Annotated in this window: 13 protein-coding genes; 4 read left to right on the forward strand and 9 right to left on the reverse strand. The window is 71.6% G+C overall.

The features are described from left to right. Positions 1–12 precede the first annotated feature (12 nt). Both INQ48_28610 and INQ48_28615 read right to left on the reverse strand, forming a co-directional pair. Positions 13–528 (reverse strand): hypothetical protein, encoded by a 516-nt coding sequence (locus INQ48_28610; protein ID QRF60940.1) that lies wholly within the window; start codon positions 526–528, stop codon positions 13–15. Between the two features lie 330 nt (positions 529–858). After that, a complete protein-coding gene (locus INQ48_28615; protein QRF57213.1) occupies positions 859–2,193 on the reverse strand; it encodes an aminotransferase class III-fold pyridoxal phosphate-dependent enzyme in 1,335 nt (444 codons plus the stop codon). A 132-nt stretch (positions 2,194–2,325) separates the two neighbouring features. On the opposite strand from INQ48_28615, the gene purU reads away from it, so the two are divergent. Continuing rightward, complete coding sequence (gene purU, locus INQ48_28620) at positions 2,326–3,180, forward strand: formyltetrahydrofolate deformylase (protein ID QRF57214.1); 855 nt, start codon at positions 2,326–2,328, stop codon at positions 3,178–3,180. Between the two features lie 79 nt (positions 3,181–3,259). On the opposite strand, the gene INQ48_28625 is transcribed toward purU, so the two are convergent. The 4 genes from INQ48_28625 to INQ48_28640 all read right to left on the reverse strand — a co-directional run bounded on the left by INQ48_28625 (position 3,260) and on the right by INQ48_28640 (position 10,099). Beyond that, a complete protein-coding gene (locus INQ48_28625; protein QRF57215.1) occupies positions 3,260–3,637 on the reverse strand; it encodes a YXWGXW repeat-containing protein in 378 nt (125 codons plus the stop codon). A gap of 143 nt (positions 3,638–3,780) precedes the next feature. Next, entirely contained in the window at positions 3,781–5,055 is a 1,275-nt protein-coding gene (locus INQ48_28630; protein ID QRF57216.1) for an SGNH/GDSL hydrolase family protein, read from the reverse strand. Between the two features lie 114 nt (positions 5,056–5,169). Then, positions 5,170–8,466: a carbamoyl-phosphate synthase large subunit gene (locus INQ48_28635; GenBank protein ID QRF57217.1), complete on the reverse strand. Its 3,297-nt coding sequence runs from the start codon at positions 8,464–8,466 to the stop codon at positions 5,170–5,172. A 10-nt stretch (positions 8,467–8,476) separates the two neighbouring features. Next, on the reverse strand, positions 8,477–10,099 hold the full coding sequence (locus tag INQ48_28640; protein QRF60941.1) for an AMP-binding protein: 1,623 nt from the start codon (positions 10,097–10,099) through the stop codon (positions 8,477–8,479). Positions 10,100–10,208: 109 nt separating this feature from the next. Here INQ48_28640 and INQ48_28645 point away from each other — a divergent pair, with 109 nt between their 5' ends. Both INQ48_28645 and INQ48_28650 read left to right on the forward strand, forming a co-directional pair. Then, positions 10,209–10,973 carry a TetR family transcriptional regulator gene (locus INQ48_28645; protein ID QRF57218.1) on the forward strand — a complete coding sequence of 255 codons (765 nt, stop codon included), beginning with the start codon at positions 10,209–10,211 and terminating at the stop codon, positions 10,971–10,973. A gap of 23 nt (positions 10,974–10,996) precedes the next feature. Next, positions 10,997–12,256 (forward strand): branched-chain amino acid ABC transporter substrate-binding protein, encoded by a 1,260-nt coding sequence (locus tag INQ48_28650; protein ID QRF57219.1) that lies wholly within the window; start codon positions 10,997–10,999, stop codon positions 12,254–12,256. 4 nt (positions 12,257–12,260) lie between these two features. On the opposite strand, the gene INQ48_28655 is transcribed toward INQ48_28650, so the two are convergent. From INQ48_28655 to INQ48_28665, 3 genes are read right to left on the reverse strand one after another with little or no spacing between them, the layout of a single operon-like run. Next, positions 12,261–13,988: an ATP-grasp domain-containing protein gene (locus tag INQ48_28655; GenBank protein QRF57220.1), complete on the reverse strand. Its 1,728-nt coding sequence runs from the start codon at positions 13,986–13,988 to the stop codon at positions 12,261–12,263. After that, a complete protein-coding gene (locus tag INQ48_28660; GenBank protein QRF60942.1) occupies positions 13,985–15,589 on the reverse strand; it encodes a 5-oxoprolinase/urea amidolyase family protein in 1,605 nt (534 codons plus the stop codon). The genes INQ48_28655 and INQ48_28660 overlap by 4 nt, the downstream gene beginning before the upstream one ends. Next, a complete protein-coding gene (locus INQ48_28665; protein ID QRF57221.1) occupies positions 15,589–16,380 on the reverse strand; it encodes a LamB/YcsF family protein in 792 nt (263 codons plus the stop codon). The genes INQ48_28660 and INQ48_28665 overlap by 1 nt, the downstream gene beginning before the upstream one ends. 324 nt (positions 16,381–16,704) lie before the next feature. Here INQ48_28665 and INQ48_28670 point away from each other — a divergent pair, with 324 nt between their 5' ends. Then, the gene (locus tag INQ48_28670; GenBank protein ID QRF57222.1) at positions 16,705–17,397 is read left to right on the forward strand and encodes a GntR family transcriptional regulator; all 693 of its coding nucleotides are present in this window, start codon (positions 16,705–16,707) and stop codon (positions 17,395–17,397) included. The last annotated feature ends 27 nt before the right edge of the window (positions 17,398–17,424 follow it).

Consider the following 17,424-nt stretch of genomic DNA (forward strand, 5'->3'; position numbering starts at 1 on the left):
GGCGCCCCCCTCTCAGTTGAGCACGCCGAAGGCACAGGCGGCGCTGCCGCTCACTCCCGCCGTCTGCGCACCGGTGTTGCCCTGGGCCGAGTTCAGCGCCTGCCAGGCCGCGCCCTGCACCTGCGTGCTGGTGCCGCCGACCACCGCCGAGCCCACCGTGCCCGCGTTGGCCTGGTTGGTGCCCACCACCGCCGCGCCGAGCGTGCCGACCGCGCTGTTGCTGTCGTTGCCGGTGGCGCCCGAGCGCGCGCCGGCGTTGGAGGGCGAGTTGGCGACCGTGCTGTTGTTGCCGTCGTTGCCGGTCGAGGTCGCCGAGACGTTGCAGTTGTACTGGCGCCCGACCGTGGTGTTGTAGACCGGCGCCGCGTAGTAGCCGCTCTTCTGCTTGCGGATCATGTCCTGCACCGCGGCCTGGTTGACCTTGTCGGTGCTGGTCTGGAACTGCCAGGCCGCGTTCTCGCCGACGTTGTTGGCCTGCGCGCGCGGCGCCGCCACCAGCAGCAGCGCCACGATCAGGGCCACGTGCACCGTGGCGGCCCAGGGTGCACCACGGCGACGATCGGCGCACCGCGGTACGGGGGCACGAGATGCACGAGGCATGGCAGGCTCCTTCAGGAGGAAGAGCACTAAACGAAAAGTGCTACTTCTTTGTGAAGGTGGATGCTATGGATCGGCCCGTGGGGCTGGATATTCCGGAAACCAGTAGTACCTATGCGTACAAACCAGCGGTGAGCACTGGATGGCCAGACAGTGCGACCGCCCCGATTTCGTGCGCTTTGCTGGGGGCCGACGGGGCTCGCGCCCCCATGGCGGGGGGCGCGTCCGCGGCCCGTTGCGGGCCGCGGGGAAGGCCTGGGATCAGGCGTGCGCCTTGATCGAATCCGCCAGCGTGTTCACCAGCGTGTCGATGTGCGACTTCTCGACGATGTACGGCGGCGCAATCACCAGCACGTCGCCCGCGGGGCGCACCAGCGCGCCCTTGTGGAAGCAGTCGAGGAACACGTTGTAGGCCCGCTTGCCCGGCGCGCCCGCGATCGGCGCCAGCTCGACCGCCGCGGCCAGGCCGAGGCTGCGGATGCCGATCACGTTGGGCAGGCCCTTGAAGGCGCTGTGGAAGGCGTCGCCCAGCAGCTTGCCCATCTCGCCGGCGCGCGGGAACAGGCTTTCCTTCTCGAACAGCTCGAGCGTGGCGATCGCCGCCGCGCAGGCCACCGGGTGGCCCGAGTAGGTGTAGCCGTGGAAGAACTCGACCACGTGCTCGGGCGCGTCGGTCTTCATCATCGCGTCGTAGAGCTTGTCGCGGCAGATCACGCCGCCCAGCGGGATCACGCCGTTGGTCACGCACTTGGCGAAGTTCAGCATGTCGGGCACCACGCCGTAGTAGTCCGACGCGAAGTTGGTGCCCATGCGGCCGAAGCCGGTGATGACCTCGTCGAAGATCAGCAGGATGCCGTGCTTGTCGCAGATCTCGCGCAGGCGCTTAAGGTAGCCCTGCGGCGGCAGGTACCAGCCGGCCGAACCGGCCACCGGCTCGACGATGATCGCGGCCACGTTGCTCGGGTCGTGCAGCGGCAGGATGCGGGTCTCGAGCTCGACCAGCGGGTCCTCGGCCCACACCGGTTCCTGGTTGTGGATGTAGGCGTTGTTGACCGGGTCGTGGATGAAGCGCATGTGGTCCACGCGCGGCAGGAAGGCCGAGCCGAACACCTTGCGGTTGCCCGGGATGCCGCCCACCGACATGCCGCCGAAGCCCACGCCGTGGTAGCCGCGCTCGCGGCCGATGAAGACGTTGCGGTGTCCTTCGCCGCGCGCGCGGTGGTAGGCCAGCGCCACCTTCATCGAGGTGTCGGCGGCCTCGCTGCCGGAGTTGCAGAACAGCACCTTGTTGAGGTCGCCGGGGGCCAGCGCGGCGATCATCTCGGCCGCGCGGAAGGCCTTGTCGTTGCTGATCTGGAACGCGGTGGCGTAGTCGAGCGTGTCGAGCTGCTGCTTGATCGCCTCGTTGATCGGCTTGCGGTTGTGGCCCGCGCCCACGCACCACAGCGACGAGATGCCGTCGATCACCTTGCGGCCGTCGTGGGTGGTGAACTCCATCCCGTCGGCCGCCACGAAGACCCGCGGGTCCTTCTTGAAATGGCGGTTTGGGGTGAAGGGCAACCACTGGTTGTCCATGTTGAAGTCCTGGTAGGCCATGCGCGTGCTCCTGTGTGTCTCGTCGGGATGTGGAAGGCCCCGTCGCCGAACGGCCGGCGCCCCGGGGAAAAGGGACGTGGCGGACGGGGAGAACGGCATTCTGGCACCCCTGCGACAATCACGCCCCTGACCATGACCACCACCCCTGCCTACATCCTCACCCTCTCCTGCCCCGACCGCACGGGCATCGTGCATGCCGTCTCGGGCTTCCTGCTGGAGCGCGGCGGCAACATCGAAGAGGCCGCTCAGTACAACGACCACCACACGGGCCTGTTCTTCATGCGCGTGCGCTTCGCCTGCGCCGAGCATGGCGAGGCCGCGCTGCGCGAGCAGCTCGCCGCCTTCGCCCAGGGCTTCGGCATGACCCTGCAACTGCAGGCCGCCGCCCAGCCGATGAAGACGGTGATCCTGGTCAGCAAGGAAGGCCACTGCCTCAACGACCTGCTGTTCCGCTGGAAGAGCGGCCTGCTGGCCATCGACGTGCGCGCGATCGTCTCGAACCACCGCGACTTCTACCAGCTGGCCGCCAGCTACAACGTGCCCTTCCACCACATCCCGGTGACGGCCGCGACCAAGGCGCAGGCCGAGGCCAAGCAGCTCGAGATCATCGAGGCCGAGGGCGCCGAGCTCGTGGTGCTGGCGCGCTACATGCAGATCCTCAGCAACGACCTGTGCCAGAGCCTGGCCGGCCGCGCGATCAACATCCACCACTCGTTCCTGCCGAGCTTCAAGGGCGCCAAGCCCTACTACCAGGCGCACGACCGCGGCGTGAAGCTGATCGGCGCCACCGCCCACTACGTGACGGCCGACCTCGACGAGGGCCCGATCATCGAGCAGGACGTGGCGCGCGCCGACCACACCGACACCGTCGAGGACCTCACGGCCCGCGGCCGCGACACCGAGAGCCAGGTGCTGGCGCGCGCGGTGAAGTGGCACAGCGAGCACCGGGTGCTGCTCAACGGGCATCGCACGGTCGTGTTCCGCTGAGCGGGCGTCGCCCGGAAAGAACAAAGCCCCCGGGGCGGCCTTCGCAGGTCGCCCCGGGGGCTTTTTCATGCCGGCCGCGTCAGTTGCGGTTCGGATTGTTCGGCCGACGGTCGTAGCGGTTCGGCACGCCGTCGCCGTCGCGGTCCCAGCGGCCGGCGCTGTAGGCCCAGCGGCCGCCCTCCTGGCGCCATTCGGGCGCGCGGTAGGCGTAGCCCGGGCGGGCACGCACCCAGACGCCGTTGGTCCATACGTGGCGGCCGCCACGCCACTCGTAGTGGCCCGGGGCCCAGACATAGCCGCGGCGCGGCGGCGGCACCCGCTCGTAGCGCGGCGGCGGCGGAGGCACCTGGATGGTGACCACCGGCTGCGCCTGGGCGGCCGTCGGCAGCGTGAGCGCGCCCACCGAGAACAGCGAGGTGGCGGCGACGGAAAAAGCGATGGCTGCGAGTTTCTTCATGGCTAGGCTCCATGAGTTGTTGGAGGAGCCTTCATGCTGCCGGTGCCTTGTGAACCGCCTGTAAGCGCCACGCGAAATCTTGTGTAGAGCTGTGACGCGGCGCCCGGCGCGCCGCCTGCAGGCGGCCGCCGACGCGTGTAGGCCTATTCCCGCAATTCCTGCAGATCGACCGCGCCGGCCATGGCCGTGAGGCCCGCGGCATTGGGATGCAGATGGTCGCCGCTGTCGTAGGCCGGCAGCAGCGCGAGCGGTCGCGCCGGATCGCGCAGCGCGGCGTCGAAGTCGACCACCGCGTCCACGTCCTGGCGGCCGCGGATCCAGCGATTGACCGCGGCGCGCAGCGCCTCGGTGTGCTCGTTGCCGTACGGCGAGCCGCCGAACGGCGGAATGGTGCCCAGCAGCACCTTCACGCCCTTCTCGCGCGCCTGCCGCACCAGTTGCTGCAGCCCGGCCTGCAACTGCTCGGGCGTGGGGATCTCGCTCGCGGCCACCGCCTGCCCGGGCAGGCCGATGAAGGCGGTGCGGCCGATGTCGTTGGTGCCCAGCAGCACGATCACGTGCGTGACGCCGCTCTGGCCCAGCACGTCGTCGCCGAAGCGCACGAGGCCGCTGCGGCCCGCGCCGCCATGCAGCAGCCGGTTGCCGCCGATGCCGAGGTTGAGCACCGCCACCTCGCGCGCGGCGTCCGGGCCCGGACTCCTGCGCAGCAGCGTGGCCAGCTGGTGCGGATAGGAATTGCCGCCGCCCTCGCCGTCGAGCGCGCCCGCGGTGATCGAATCGCCGAAGGCCACCACCGTGCGGATCTCGCGCGCGGCCCAGACGTCCACGCCGGTCACGAAGGCATTGGCCGGCATCCGCTGCGCATCGGGCAGGCGCGGCGCCGCCACCGCGTTGCCGTTCGACATCCAGCTGGCGTTGCTCGGCTGCAGATGCACCGTCGACAGCGGCGCGGCGCGCTCGTAGTAGCTGCTGACCACCAGCGTCTGCCCGGCCTCGACCGGGAAGTCGACGCCGTCGCTCCAGGCCTCGGCGCCGGGCGCGATCGCGAGGCCCGGGCGGCCGTCGAAGCGCAGCGGCCGCAATGAAGTCGGCGAGATCGCGCCGCCACCGGTGCCACGCGCCACGGTCGCGGCGCTCAGTTGCAGCGGCACGGTGCCGAAGCGGTTGGAGAAACGCACGCGCACGCGCGAGCCGCCCACGCTGGGCTGCAACTGATGGCGCAGCGTGAGGCCGGAGGAGGCACGGTCATCGGGCGCCACCGGCGGCGGCGTGCCCGCTGGCGCGAGCTGCCGGAAATCCAGCGGCGCGGCGGCCCAGCTGGCGATCCAGCGCTCGGCGGCGGCCGGAGCAGCGGGCGCGGCCGCCTCCGAGGGCGGCGCGGCGTGCGCGAAAACGGCGAACAGCGCCAGGCACAACATGCCCGTCGCCCGCCTGGCGAATCCTTGTGAAACCAGCGTCATGCCCCGTCAAGCGAAAGCGCCAAAGTGTACGGAGCCGCCGTGCCACTTCGCGCGACAGGGTCTGCCGCCTGGTTACCAGGTGTCTACGTAGGTCGCCGGCGCCTCGTGGGGCCGCGTGGCCGAGGCCAGCCCGCGCACCAGCCAGTCGCGCGTCTGCGCGGGATCGATGACCGCGTCGATCTCCAGCGTCTGCGCCATGTGGATCGCCTCGCCGTTCTCGTACTGCTGCGCCACCAGCTGCTTGAACAGCGCATCGCGCTCGGGCCCCTCGGCGGCCGCGGCGAGCTCCTTGCGAAAGCCCAGCCGCACCGCGCCCTCGAGCCCCATCGCGCCGAACTCGCCCGTGGGCCAGGCCACGGTGAACACCGGCGCGTCGAAGCCGCCGGCCGTCATCGCCTGCGCGCCCAGGCCGTAGCCCTTGCGCAGCACCACCGCGAAGAAGGGCACGCGCAGGTGCGAGGCCACCATGAACATGCGGCAGACATGGCGCACCTGCGCCTGCGCCTCGATCTCGGGGCCGACCATGAAGCCCGGCGTGTCGCACAGCGAGACGATCGGCAGGCCGTGCGCGTTGCACAGCTGCATGAAGCGCGCCGACTTGTCGGCTGCCTCCACGTCGATCGCGCCGCCCAGGTGGTGCGGGTTGTTGGCCATCAGGCCCACGGGCCTGCCCTCGATGCGCGCGAGCGCGGTCACGATGCCCGCGCCGAAGCCCGCGCGCAGCTCGAGCAGCGAGCCGGTGTCGGCCACGCCGCGCATCGCGGCGCGCACGTCGTACACGCGCAGCCGGTTCTCGGGCACCACGTGGCGCAAGGCGCGCGGGTCGGCGCACTGCCAGTCGGCGACCGGGCCCTGGAAGTACGACAGGTACTGCTTCGCGGCCGCGACCGCCGCGGCCTCGTCCTCCACCAGGATGTCGATCACGCCGTTGCGCGACTGCACGCTGCTCGGCCCGATCTGCTCGGGCGCGAACGTGCCGAGGCCGCCGCCCTCGATCATCGCGGGGCCGCTCATGCCGATGTTGCTGCCGCGCGTGGCGATGATCACGTCGGCGCAGCCCAGCAAGGCCGCGTTGCCCGCGAAGCAGCGGCCATGCACGATGCCGACCACCGGCACCTTGCCCGAGAGCGCGGCGAACTGGCTGAAGGTGTGGTTGTTGAGGCCCGCCACGATCGGCATGTCGGTGTCGCCGGGCCGGCCGCCGCCGCCCTCGGCGAACAGCACCACCGGCAGCCGCAGCTGGTGCGCCACCGCGAGCAGCCGGTCGGTCTTGTGGTGGTTGCGCATGCCCTGCGTGCCGGCCAGCACCGTGTAGTCGTAGGCCAGCACGGCGCAGCGCGACTTCTCGGGGCCGAACTGCCTCGTGTTGATGCTGCCGATGCCGGTCACCATGCCGTCGGCCGGCGTGTTCGCGACCAGGTCCTCGAGCGTGCGGCGGCGCGTCTGCGCCGCGATGGCGAGCGCGCCGTACTCGATGAAGTTGCCGGGGTCGGCCGCGCTGTCGCAGAGGTCGGCGATGTTCTCGCGCGCGGTGCGCCCGCCCTGCGCATGGCGCTTGTCGACGGCCGCCCGGCGGTTCTCGTCGAGCGTGAACGCATGGCGGTCGATGACCTTCCTGAGGTCGGCCCGGATCGCATCGAGGTCGTGCGCGGCGCGCGCCTCGGTGTCCACGGCCTGCGCGTCGACCGCCTCCAGCCGCAGCAGCGACTGGCCCTCGACCAGGTAGTCGCCCGGCGCTGCCAGCAGCGCCACCACGCGGCCCGCGGTGGGCGCATGCAGCAGGTGTTCCATCTTCATGGCCTCGAGCACGCCGAGTTGCGCGCCCGCGGGCAGCACGTCGCCGACCGCGACCTCGAACTGCACCAGCTTCGCGGGCATCGGGGCCTTGACCGTGAGGCCATCATCCACGTCATCGATCGCGGAGGCCGCCGTCTGCGCGACGACCGGCGCGATCTCCTTCGCGCGTTTCTCGAAGGCCGTTGCAGCCGCCAGCAGTTCGCCCAGGTGCGCCTCGACGAAGCGCGTGTGCACCGCCTGCGTCGCGAACTCGGGCCGCGCGGCGACCGCGCGCAGCAGCGGCAGGTTGGTGGCGATGCCCTCGATGCGGCACTCGTCGAGCGCGCGCAGCGAGCGGCGCAGCGCATCGGCGAAGCGCGCCGAGGGCGCATGCACGATCAGCTTGGCCAGCAGCGTGTCGTAGTGCGGCGAGGGCGCGAGGCCCGCATAGCCATGCGTGTCGACGCGCACGCCGAGCCCGGCGGGCAGCTCGAAGCGCGCGAGCGTGCCGCCCGAGGGCCGCGCGTGGCCCTGCGCATCGAGGGTCTCGGCATTGATGCGCCACTGCAGCGCGAAGCCGCGCTGCGCCGCGGTGCGGTCGGCCTCGATGCCGAGCGCGGCCAGCGATTCGCCGGCCGCCACCGCGATCTGCAACTGCACCAGGTCGAGCCCGGTCACGGCCTCGGTCACCGTGTGCTCGACCTGCAGCCGCGGGTTGGCCTCGATGAAGACGAAGGGCAGCGTGGCCGAGGCCGCGTCGACCAGGAACTCGAAGGTGCCGAGCCCGCGGTAGCCCACGGCCCGCGCCATGCGCAGCGCGGCCTGCGTGAGCTGCGCGCGCAGCGCCTCGGGCAGCGAGGGACTGGGCGCGATCTCCACCAGCTTCTGGAAGCGCCGCTGCAAGGTGCACTCGCGCTCGCCGAGGCTGGCCACGGCCTGGCCGTCGCCGAGCACCTGCACCTCGATGTGGCGTGCATCGCGCATCAGCCGCTCGACGTACACGCCCTCGATGCCGAAGGCCGCGCGCGCTTCCGACATGCAGCGCGCATGCGCCTCGGCCAGTTCGCCCGCCTCGAGCACCGCGCGCATGCCGCGCCCGCCGCCACCGCCGATGGCCTTGACCATCAGGCCCGCGCCCTGCGCCTGCTGCTCGGCGAAGAAGGCCTGCGCCTGCGCGAGCGTCACCGCGCCCGCGCTGCCGGGCATCACGGGCACCTCGCAGCGCGTGGCCAGTTCGCGCGCGCGCGCCTTGTCGCCGAAGAGCGCGAGCTGCTCGGGCGTGGGCCCGATGAACACCAGCCCCGCATCGGCGCAGGCCTGCGCGAAGTCGGCGCGCTCGCTGAGGAACCCGTAGCCCGGATGCACCGCGTCGCAACCCTGCGCCTTCGCGGCCGCGATCAGCGCGCCGATGTCGAGGTAGGCCGCGGGCCCGGTCGCGTCGAGCGCGAGCCCCACGTCGGCCAGCTGCACGTGGAGGGCCGAGGCATCGTCGCGCGCATGCACGGCCACGCTGGCGATGCCGAGGTCGCGCAGGGCGCGCACCAGGCGCACGGCGATCTCGCCGCGGTTGGCAATCAGGACTTTGGAAAACACGCGGGGTCTTTCAGTTCTTGTCTTTGAGCAGCCGGCGCAGCACCTTGCCGGCGCCGGTGGTGGGCAATGCATCGATGAAGCTCACGAAGCGCGGCGCCTTGTAGCTCGCCATGTTCTCGCGCGACCAGGCGATCAGCGCCTCGGCCGCGACCTCGGCACCGGGCTTGCGCACCACGAAGGCCTTGACCACCTCGCCCTTCTCGGGATCGGGCTGCGCGATCACGGCGGCCTGCGCCACCGCCGGATGCTTGATGAGGATGGTCTCGACCTCCTCGGGGAACACGCTGTAGCCCGAGACCTTGATCATCTCCTTGAAGCGGCCGATGAAGGTCAGGTAGCCCTCGGCATCGAGCTTGCCCATGTCGCCCGTGTGCACCCAGCCGTCGCGCAGCGTGGCGGCCGTGGCGTCGGGCTTGTTCCAGTAGCCCTTGAACGAGCCCGGGCTGGTCAGCACGATCTCGCCGACCTCGCCGGTGGGCATGTCGGCCTGCGTTTCCGTGTCGACGATGCGGATCGTCACGCCCGGCACCGCCACGCCCTGCGTGCCCCAGCGCGGCGCATGGCGCGGCGTGTAGGTGTCGCAGGTGTGGGTTTCGCTCAGGCCGTAGGCGGCCTCGAAGGAGGTGCAGTTCGGCGCATGCGAACGCCACTGCGCGGCCAGCGGCTCGGTGAAGGCGATGCCGAAGCTGGTGACAGGGTTCATGCGCAGGCTCGCGAGGTCGAAGCCCGCGATGTCGGGCAGCTGCATGCAGGCCACGTTCATCGGCGCGATGCTGTACCACCAGCTCACCTTGTGGCGCGCGATCGCTTGCAGCGCCGCGCGCGGATCGAAGCGGTGCAGCAGCACCGAGGCCGCGCCCGTGAGCACCGGCACGTTCACGCCCATCAGCATGCCGGCGATGTGATACAGCGGCGCGATCGACAGCAGCACGTCGTCGGGCCCGACCCCGTTGCAGTCGGCCGCGGCGCGGGTCTTGAAGAGCGCATTGCCGTAGCTGAGCATCGCGCCCTTGGGCAGGCCGGTGGTGCCCGAGGTGTAGGTCATGAGCGCGACGTCGTCCATGTCGATGGCCACCGGCTGTGGCTTTGCATCGGCGTTCATGACGGCGAGGAAGTCCTCGCAGCCCGCGGGCACCGTGCGCTCGGCGTTGCGCTCCGCGGCGAGTTCGGCCGGCAGGTCGAGCGCGGGCGTCTCGGGCGTCTTGGGCAAGAGGTCGGCGTAGTGCACGACGAACACGTGTTCGAGCGCGCTCCCGGGCTTCACCTTCTCGACCACCGGCAGCAGCGGCGCGGCCGCCACGATCACGCGCGCCTTCAGGTCGTTGACCTGGTAGGCGAGCTCGTGCTCCTTGTTGAGCGGGCCGCTGGGGCAGACGATGGCACCGATCTTCTGGATGCCGAAGTGCGCCACCAGGTACTGCGGGCAGTTGTTGAGGAACAGCACCACCGGTTCGCCCTTGCGCACGCCCAGGACCTGCAGCCGCGCGGCGAAGGCGTCGCTCGCGCGGTCGAGTTCGCGCCAGCTCATCGCATGGCCGTACCAGTGGCAGGCCGGATGCTCGCCGCGCTCGCGCGCATGGGCGCGCAGGTAGTCGTGCAGCGGCTGTTGCGCGCGCGGCGGGAGCGCGCGCAGCAAGGGTTCGTCGGTTGTCTCCATGGCGTCACTTTCTCAGGGTTATCGATAGCCGCTCGCGCCTGGCGGGCGCTTGCCATCGCCGGATGGTGCACGAACAATCCTACCCATGGGTATAACTTCCGCGACACGGCACAAACCCTCTGGGCGCAAGGCGCGCGCGGAGCAGGACGATCCTCCACGCGTGCCAGGCATGCAGGGCATGCACGAGGCGCATGCGACGGAGGCCACTGCCCTCACGGCGCGCCCCGACCTGCCGCAGGGCACCGGCCGCCAGCGTGCCGCCACGCAGGGCACCGACCTGCAGCGCGAGCGCATCCTGCAAGCCGCCACGCAGCTGTTCGCGGCGCAGGGCTACGCCAACACCACCATGGCGCAGATCGTGCGCGCGCTCGGTGTCACGAAGCCCTTCGTCTACTACTACTTCCGCGACAAGCAGGAGATCTTCGAAACCCTCTCGTGGCGCCCCGCGGTCGACTGCTTCACCGCGCTCGACTTCGCGGCCGACGATCCGCGCCGCGCGAGCGAGAAGGTGCTCGAGGGCATCGAGCGGCTGATCCGCGCCACCGTGGCGCACCATCCGGCTGCGTTCTTCCCGTACCGCGAACCGCAGGTCTACCGGCCCGAGTACCTGGCCGCGCAGAAGAAGCTCGCGCACCACTTCTACGACCTGCTGTGCCCGCTGCTCGAACAGGCGCGGCGCGACGGCGACCTCGATTTCGACGAGACCAAGATCACCGCGCTCGCGGCCTGCAGCCTGCCGGGCTTCCTCTACAGCTGGTACCGCCCGGGCGGACGGCTCTCGCCCGACGAGGTGGTGGCCGAGCTCACGAAGCTCGCGAGCCGCGTGATCGGGCTGCGCACCGGCCACTGACCCCCCATCCCAGGAGACACACCATGAAGTTCCACCCGGCGCCCCTGGCGCGGCTCGCGCTCGCCTGCCTGATCGCCACCGCTGCCGCCGGCACCGCGCAGGCCCAGCAGACCTACAAGCTCGCCTACATCGACCCGCTCTCGGGCCCCTTCGCCAACGTCGGCGAGCTGATGCTGATGCACACGCAGTACGCGATCGAGGAGATCAACGCGAAGGACGGCGTGCTCGGCGGCACGAAGCTGCAGCTGCTGCAGTTCGACAGCAAGCTCTCGGCGCAGGAGAGCCAGAGCGCGCTGCAGGCCGCGATCGACCAGGGCGCCAAGGCCATCGTGACCGGCGGCTCGGGCTCCTCGGTGGTGACGGCGCTGGTGCAGGCGGTGGCGCGCTGGAACCAGCGCAACCCGGGCAAGGAGCTGCTGGTGCTCAACCACTCGTCGATCGATCCCGAGATGACCGGCAAGGCCTGCAGCTTCTGGCACTTCCAGACGGAGGCCAACACGGCGATGAAGATGAAGGCGCTGGCCAACTACATCAAGAAGACGCCCGAGATCCGCAAGGTCTATCTGCTGAACCAGGACTACGCGCACGGCAAGCAGTGGGCCAGCTACGGGCGCCAGCTCGTGGGCCTGGCGCGGCCCGACATCCAGTTCGTCGGCGAGGCGCTGCATCCGATCGGCCGGGTCAAGGACTTCTCGCCCTACATCGCCAACATCAAGCAGAGCGGCGCCGACTCGGTCATCACCGGCAACTGGGGCCAGGACATGACGCTGCTGCTCAAGGCCGCGGGCGATGCCGGCTACGACCTGCGCTACTTCAACCACAGCGCGGGCTCGGTGCCGGGCACGGTCACGGCGGTGTCGCAGGCGAAGCTGGGCCAGCTGACCTGGGTCGCCGAATGGCATCCGGGCCAGGCCGGCACGCCGAAGGTCGATGCACTGGCCAAGGCCTACAAGGCCAAGACCGGCAAGGACTTCCTCGCGCCGCGCATCGACATGACGCCGCGCCTGCTCGCGGCCGCGATCGAGAAGGCCGCGAGCACCGACACCGTGAAGGTGGCGCGCGCGCTCGAGGACCTGAGCTACGACTCGGTGGTCGGCCCGGTGCGCATGCGCGGCGAGGACCACCAGCTGCTGCTGCCGCAGGTGGTCAACACCATCGCGCCGGTCGACGGCAAGGCCGTGAAGCTCGGCTGGGAAGGCACGAACTACGGCTTCCGCACCGACGCGGTCTACAGCGGCAACGAACTGGCGCAGGGCACCGACTGCAAGATGGTGCGCCCTTGAGCCCTCAGCCGATGCGCGCGATGGTCGTCCCCGCCACCACCGGCGCCGCGCCCGCCGCCAGCCGCGCGAGCCGGCCCGCGCGGTGGGCCACGACCTGCACCTCCATCTTCATCGCCTCCATCACCGCGATCGGGTCGCCCTGCGCGACCAGCGCGCCCTCGTCCACGGTCCACGCCTGAAGCGTGCCGGTGATGGGCGCGGCCACGGCGGCGGGGTCGGCGGCCTCCTCGAGCTGCGGCGATGACGACGGCGCGGCCGGCGCATCGCCGATGCCGCGCAGCAGCGCCGGCGGCAGGCCCAGCGTCACGCGGCGGCCGTCGATCTCCACCGCCGTGCGCAGCAGCGCGGCATCGCGCACGGGCTCGGCGCGCACGGCCGCGGCCAGCGGCTGCGCGAAGTCGGTCTCGATCCAGCGCGTGTGGACCTTGAAGCCGTCCTCGGCCACGAAGTCGGGCGCCTCGACCACGGCGCGGTGGAACGGCAGCACCGAGGCCACGCCCTCGATGCGGAACTCGCGCAGCGCGCGGCGCGCGCGTGCCATCGCCTGCGCGCGCGTGGCACCGGTGACGACCAGCTTGGCCATCAGCGAATCGAAGCTGCCCGGCACGCTTGAGCCCGAGGCCACGCCGGTGTCGACGCGCACGCCGGGCCCCGACGGCGGCTCGAACAGGCGCACCGGCCCGGGCGTGGGCAGGAAGCCGCGGCCCGGGTCCTCGGCGTTGATGCGGAACTCGAAGGCATGGCCGCGCGGCGCGGGCGTCTCGCTGACCGACAGCGGCAGCCCGTCGGCGATGCGCAGCTGCTCGACCACGAGGTCGATGCCGGTGGTTTCCTCGGTCACCGGATGCTCGACCTGCAGCCGCGTGTTGACCTCAAGGAAGGAGATCGCGCCCGTGGGCCCGAGCAGGAACTCGACCGTGCCGGCGCCGACATAGCCCGCGCGCGCGCAGATGTCGTGCGCGGCGCGGTGGATGCGCTCGCGCTGCGCGTCGCTCAGGAAGGGCGCGGGCGCCTCCTCCACCAGCTTCTGGTTGCGCCGCTGCAGCGAGCAGTCGCGCGTGCCGAGCACCACCACGCGGCCGTGCGTGTCGGCGATCACCTGCGCCTCGACATGGCGCGGCCGGTCGAGGAACTGCTCGACGAAGCACTCGCCGCGGCCGAAGGCAGTGACGGCCTCGCGCACCGCCGATTCGTAGAGCTCGGCCACCTCGTCGAGCCGCCACGCGACCTTGAGGCCGCGGCCGCCGCCGCCGAAGGCCGCCTTGATCGCGATCGGCAGGCCGTGCGCCTCGGCGAAGGCCAGCACCTCCTGCGCGTCGCGCACCGGCGCCGGCGTGCCGGCCACCAGCGGCGCGCCGACCTCGAGCGCGATGCGGCGCGCCTGCACCTTGTCGCCCAGCGCCTCGATGGCCGAAGGCGGCGGCCCGATCCAGCACAGGCCGGCCTCGATCACGGCGCGCGCGAAGGCCGCGCTCTCCGAGAGGAAGCCGTAGCCCGGATGCACCGCGTCGGCGCCGCTGCGCGCGGCCGCGGCCAGCAGCTTGTCGATGGCCAGGTAGGTGTCGGCCGGGCGCGTGCCCTCGAGCGCATGGGCCTCGTCGGCCACGCGCGTGTGCAGCGCGTCGAAATCGGCATCGGCGTAGACGGCCACCGAGCGCACGCCGTAGTCGGCGCAGGCGCGCGCGATGCGCACGGCGATCTCGCCGCGGTTGGCGATCAGGACTTTCTTCATGGCGTGTCGGAGGAAGGAACGGGGAGGCAGTGCGCGTCGAAGGCGCGCACCGGGTTGAAACGCAGGCGCGCGCCGACCGGGATCTGGCCGGCGCGATCGAGATGGTGGGTGGCGACGGCGCCGATCACCGGGTAGCCGCCGGTCAGCGGATGGTCGGCGAGGAACAGCACGGGCTGGCCGCTCGGCGGCACCTGGATCGCGCCGAGCGCGGTGCCCTCGCTGGGCAGCTCGGCGGTGTCGCGGCGCGCCAGCGGTGTCTCGCCCGCGAGCCGCAGGCCGACGCGGTTGGACTGCGGCGTGACGGTCCAGTGCTGGCTCGCGAGCAGCGCGACCGCCTCGGGCGTGAACCAGTCGGCGCGCGGGCCCAGCACCACGTCGAGCACCACCTCCTCGTGCAGCGTCGGTAGCGCGCGCGGCGCCGCATCGGGCAGGCCGACGACGGCGCCGCGCGCCACCGGCCGCAGCGCCAGCCGGTCGCCGGCGGCGATCGGCGGCGGGCCGATGTGCGCCAGGGTGTCGGTGGCGGCGCTGCCGAGCACGGGCGCGAGCTCGAAGCCGCCGCGCACCGCGAGGTAGCTGCGCAGGCCCGCGCGCGGTTCGCCGACCGTGAGGCTGTCGCCATCGGCCAGCGCGATCGCCTCGCCCACGGGCACCGTCCAGCGCGCGCCGCCGGCGCTGCGCAGTTGCAGCGGCACGTCGGCACCGGCGAAGGCCAGCACCGCATCGCCGCGGCAGCTGAAGCGGAAACCCGCGCCGACGATCTCGATGCAGGCCGCGTCGCTGGCATTGCCCACGAGGCGGTTGGCCGTGCGCAGCGCGCCGCGGTCCATCGCGCCCGAGGCCGAGACGCCCTGGCCCGCGAGCCCGTGGCGGCCCAGGTCCTGGAACAGCGCCTGCAGGCCGGTGGCATGGATCTCGAGGGCGGGCCCTTCGTGCGTGGCCGATGGCGGCGCGACTGGAACCGGTGGCGCGATGGCTGGCGCGCCTTGCCCCGAGACATCGATGAAGCGCACCGTGTAGCCCGGCTGCAGCAGCGCGGGCTCCGCGCGGGCCAGGTCCCACATCGGCGTGGCGGTCACGCCGATGATCTGCCAGCCGCCGGGGCTGGCCTGCGGATAGACGCCGCTGAAGCGCCCCGCGAGCGCGACCGCGCCGGCCGGGATGCGGGTGCGCGGCGTGGCGCGGCGCGGCACGTCGAGGCTGGGGTCGCCGCCGCTCAGGTAGGCGAAGCCCGGCGCGAAGCCGGTGAAGGCCACGGTGTAGTCGTGGCCGGTGTGGCGGCGGATCACCTCCTCGCGCGCGAGGCCCAGGTGCCGCGCGACCTCGTCGAGGTCCTCGCCGTCGTAGTCGACCGGGATCTCGATGCGCCGGCCCGCGCGCTCGACCGTGCCGTCGAGGCGGCGCGCGCCGATGCGCCGCACGAGCGCCTCGTGCGTGACCGCGCCGGGGCGGAAGCGGACCAGGATCGTGCGCGCGGCCGGCACCAGTTCCTCGATGCCCTCGATCGGTTCGGCCTGCAGCGAGGCCAGCAGCGCGAGCGTCTGCGCGAGGTCGTCGAGCTCGACCAGCAGCGCGTCGAGGTTGACGGGCAGGAAACGCATCATCGCGGCGCTCCCGCCGGCTCGTCGTCCTCGCGCGCGAAGGCCCGCACCGCGACGCCCGCGCGCTCGAAGGCGGCGCGCACCTCGCGCGCCATCGCCACCGCGCCCGGGCTGTCGCCATGCACGCAAACCGAATCGGCCTGCAGCCGCAGCGTGCTGCCGTCGATGGCCTCGACCTCGCCGTGCGTGGCCAGCCGCAGCATGCGTTGCGCCACCGCCCGCGCGTCGTGCAGCACCGCGCCCGGTTCGCTGCGCGGCACCAGCGTGCCGTCGGCGCGGTAGGCGCGGTCCGCATAGGCCTCGGAGACGGTGCGCAGGCCGCTCGCGCGTGCCCAGCCGAGCAGCGGCGAACCGGCGAGACCGACCAGCCAGAGCCGGTCGTCGATCGCGCGGAGGGCGGCGATCACGTCGCGCGCCTGCCGCTCGTCGTGCGCGATGGCGTTGTAGAGCGCACCGTGCGGCTTGACGTAGCGCACCGAGGTGCCCGCGGCGCGGGCCAGGCCCTGCAGCGCGCCGATCTGGTAGATCACGTCGGCCACGAGCTCGGCGCTGCCCATCGCCATCGCGCGGCGGCCGAAGCCCGCGAGGTCGGGATAGGACACGTGGGCGCCGACCGCCACGCCATGGGCCTTGGCATGGCGCAGGGTGTCGAGGATGCCGGCCGCGTCGCCGGCATGGAAGCCGCAGGCCACATTGGCGCTGCTCACGATGCCGAGCATCGCCGCGTCGTCGCCCATGCGCCAGGCGCCGAAGCTCTCGCCCAGGTCGCTGTTGAGATCCAGCGCGCTCATTGGAATACCTTCGTGCTTCGCACTGCGGTGCGAGCTTGCTTGGGGCGGCCCGGCGCGGCGCTCACGCTGCGGTGCCCGACAGAAGGGCACGCCGGGCCGGGCGCGGGAGGGAGGGCTTCGGAAGGCGCATGGAGAACATGGAATCGACTCGAATCTGGCCGTTTTGTTGGAACGAAGTTTATTTGATTGTTGAACAATTCAATCAATCAGTTGAGCAATATGCATGCCGACTTGCAGGGGCAAACCCTGATCCAGGGCGTGGGGCGGCGCGGCGCGAGGAACGGAATCTGCTAAAACCCCTCACCCCCGACATCCCCCATCCGCATGACCTCCGCCGCTTCCGAACCGCTGACTCCCCCTGCCCAGGCCTTGAGCGAGCGCATGGCCGAAGCCTTGCGGCAGAAGATCACGCAGGGCGAGTTCATGCCCGGCGAGCGCCTGTCGGAGCAGTCGCTGAGCGAGAGCCTCGGCATCTCGCGCAACACGCTGCGCGAGGTGTTCCGCATGCTCGCCAAGGACGGCCTCGTGAAGCACGCGCCGAACCGCGGCGTGTTCGTGGTCATCCCGAGCATCGCGTCGATCATCGACATCTACCGCGTGCGTCGCCTGATCGAGTGCCAGGCGCTCGCGCAGGCCTACCCGCGCCATCCCGCGAAGAAGAAGATGCGCGAGGCGGTCGATCGCGCGAAGGCCTGCCGCGACGGCGGCGACTGGCTCGGCGTGGGCACCGCGAACATGGCCTTCCACATGGCCGTGGTCGAGCTCGCCGACAGCGAGCGGCTCAACCTGCTGTTCGGCTCGGTGCTGGCCGAACTGCGGCTGGCCTTCGGCCTGCTGCGCGACGCCGAGTTCCTGCACGCGCCCTATGTCGAGATGAACGAGAACATCCTCGCGCTCGCGGAGGCCGGCGAATTCGCCCGCGCCGCCGCGGCGCTCAACGACTACCTCGTGCATTCCGAACGCATCGTGCTCGCGGTGTACGCGCGGCACATCAACGATTCGGGCTGGAGCGTTTGAGGACGCACTCGCAGCGCACCTGGGTCC

It is taken from the genome of Variovorax paradoxus, from assembly GCA_016806145.1.
Classification (GTDB): Bacteria; Pseudomonadota; Gammaproteobacteria; order Burkholderiales; family Burkholderiaceae_C; genus Variovorax.

Bases quoted from the DNA above. Each gene is read 5' to 3' on its own strand.
- INQ48_28655 (QRF57220.1), bottom strand. From the start codon at position 13,988: ATGAAGAAAGTCCTGATCGCCAACCGCGGCGAGATCGCCGTGCGCATC.
- INQ48_28650 (QRF57219.1), top strand. From the start codon at position 10,997: ATGAAGTTCCACCCGGCGCCCCTGGCGCGGCTCGCGCTCGCCTGCCTG.
- INQ48_28670 (QRF57222.1), top strand. From the start codon at position 16,705: ATGACCTCCGCCGCTTCCGAACCGCTGACTCCCCCTGCCCAGGCCTTG.
- INQ48_28625 (QRF57215.1), bottom strand. From the start codon at position 3,637: ATGAAGAAACTCGCAGCCATCGCTTTTTCCGTCGCCGCCACCTCGCTG.
- INQ48_28630 (QRF57216.1), bottom strand. From the start codon at position 5,055: ATGTTGTGCCTGGCGCTGTTCGCCGTTTTCGCGCACGCCGCGCCGCCC.
- INQ48_28615 (QRF57213.1), bottom strand. From the start codon at position 2,193: ATGGCCTACCAGGACTTCAACATGGACAACCAGTGGTTGCCCTTCACC.
- INQ48_28660 (QRF60942.1), bottom strand. From the start codon at position 15,589: ATGCGTTTCCTGCCCGTCAACCTCGACGCGCTGCTGGTCGAGCTCGAC.
- purU (QRF57214.1), top strand. From the start codon at position 2,326: ATGACCACCACCCCTGCCTACATCCTCACCCTCTCCTGCCCCGACCGC.
- INQ48_28645 (QRF57218.1), top strand. From the start codon at position 10,209: ATGGGTATAACTTCCGCGACACGGCACAAACCCTCTGGGCGCAAGGCG.
- INQ48_28665 (QRF57221.1), bottom strand. From the start codon at position 16,380: ATGAGCGCGCTGGATCTCAACAGCGACCTGGGCGAGAGCTTCGGCGCC.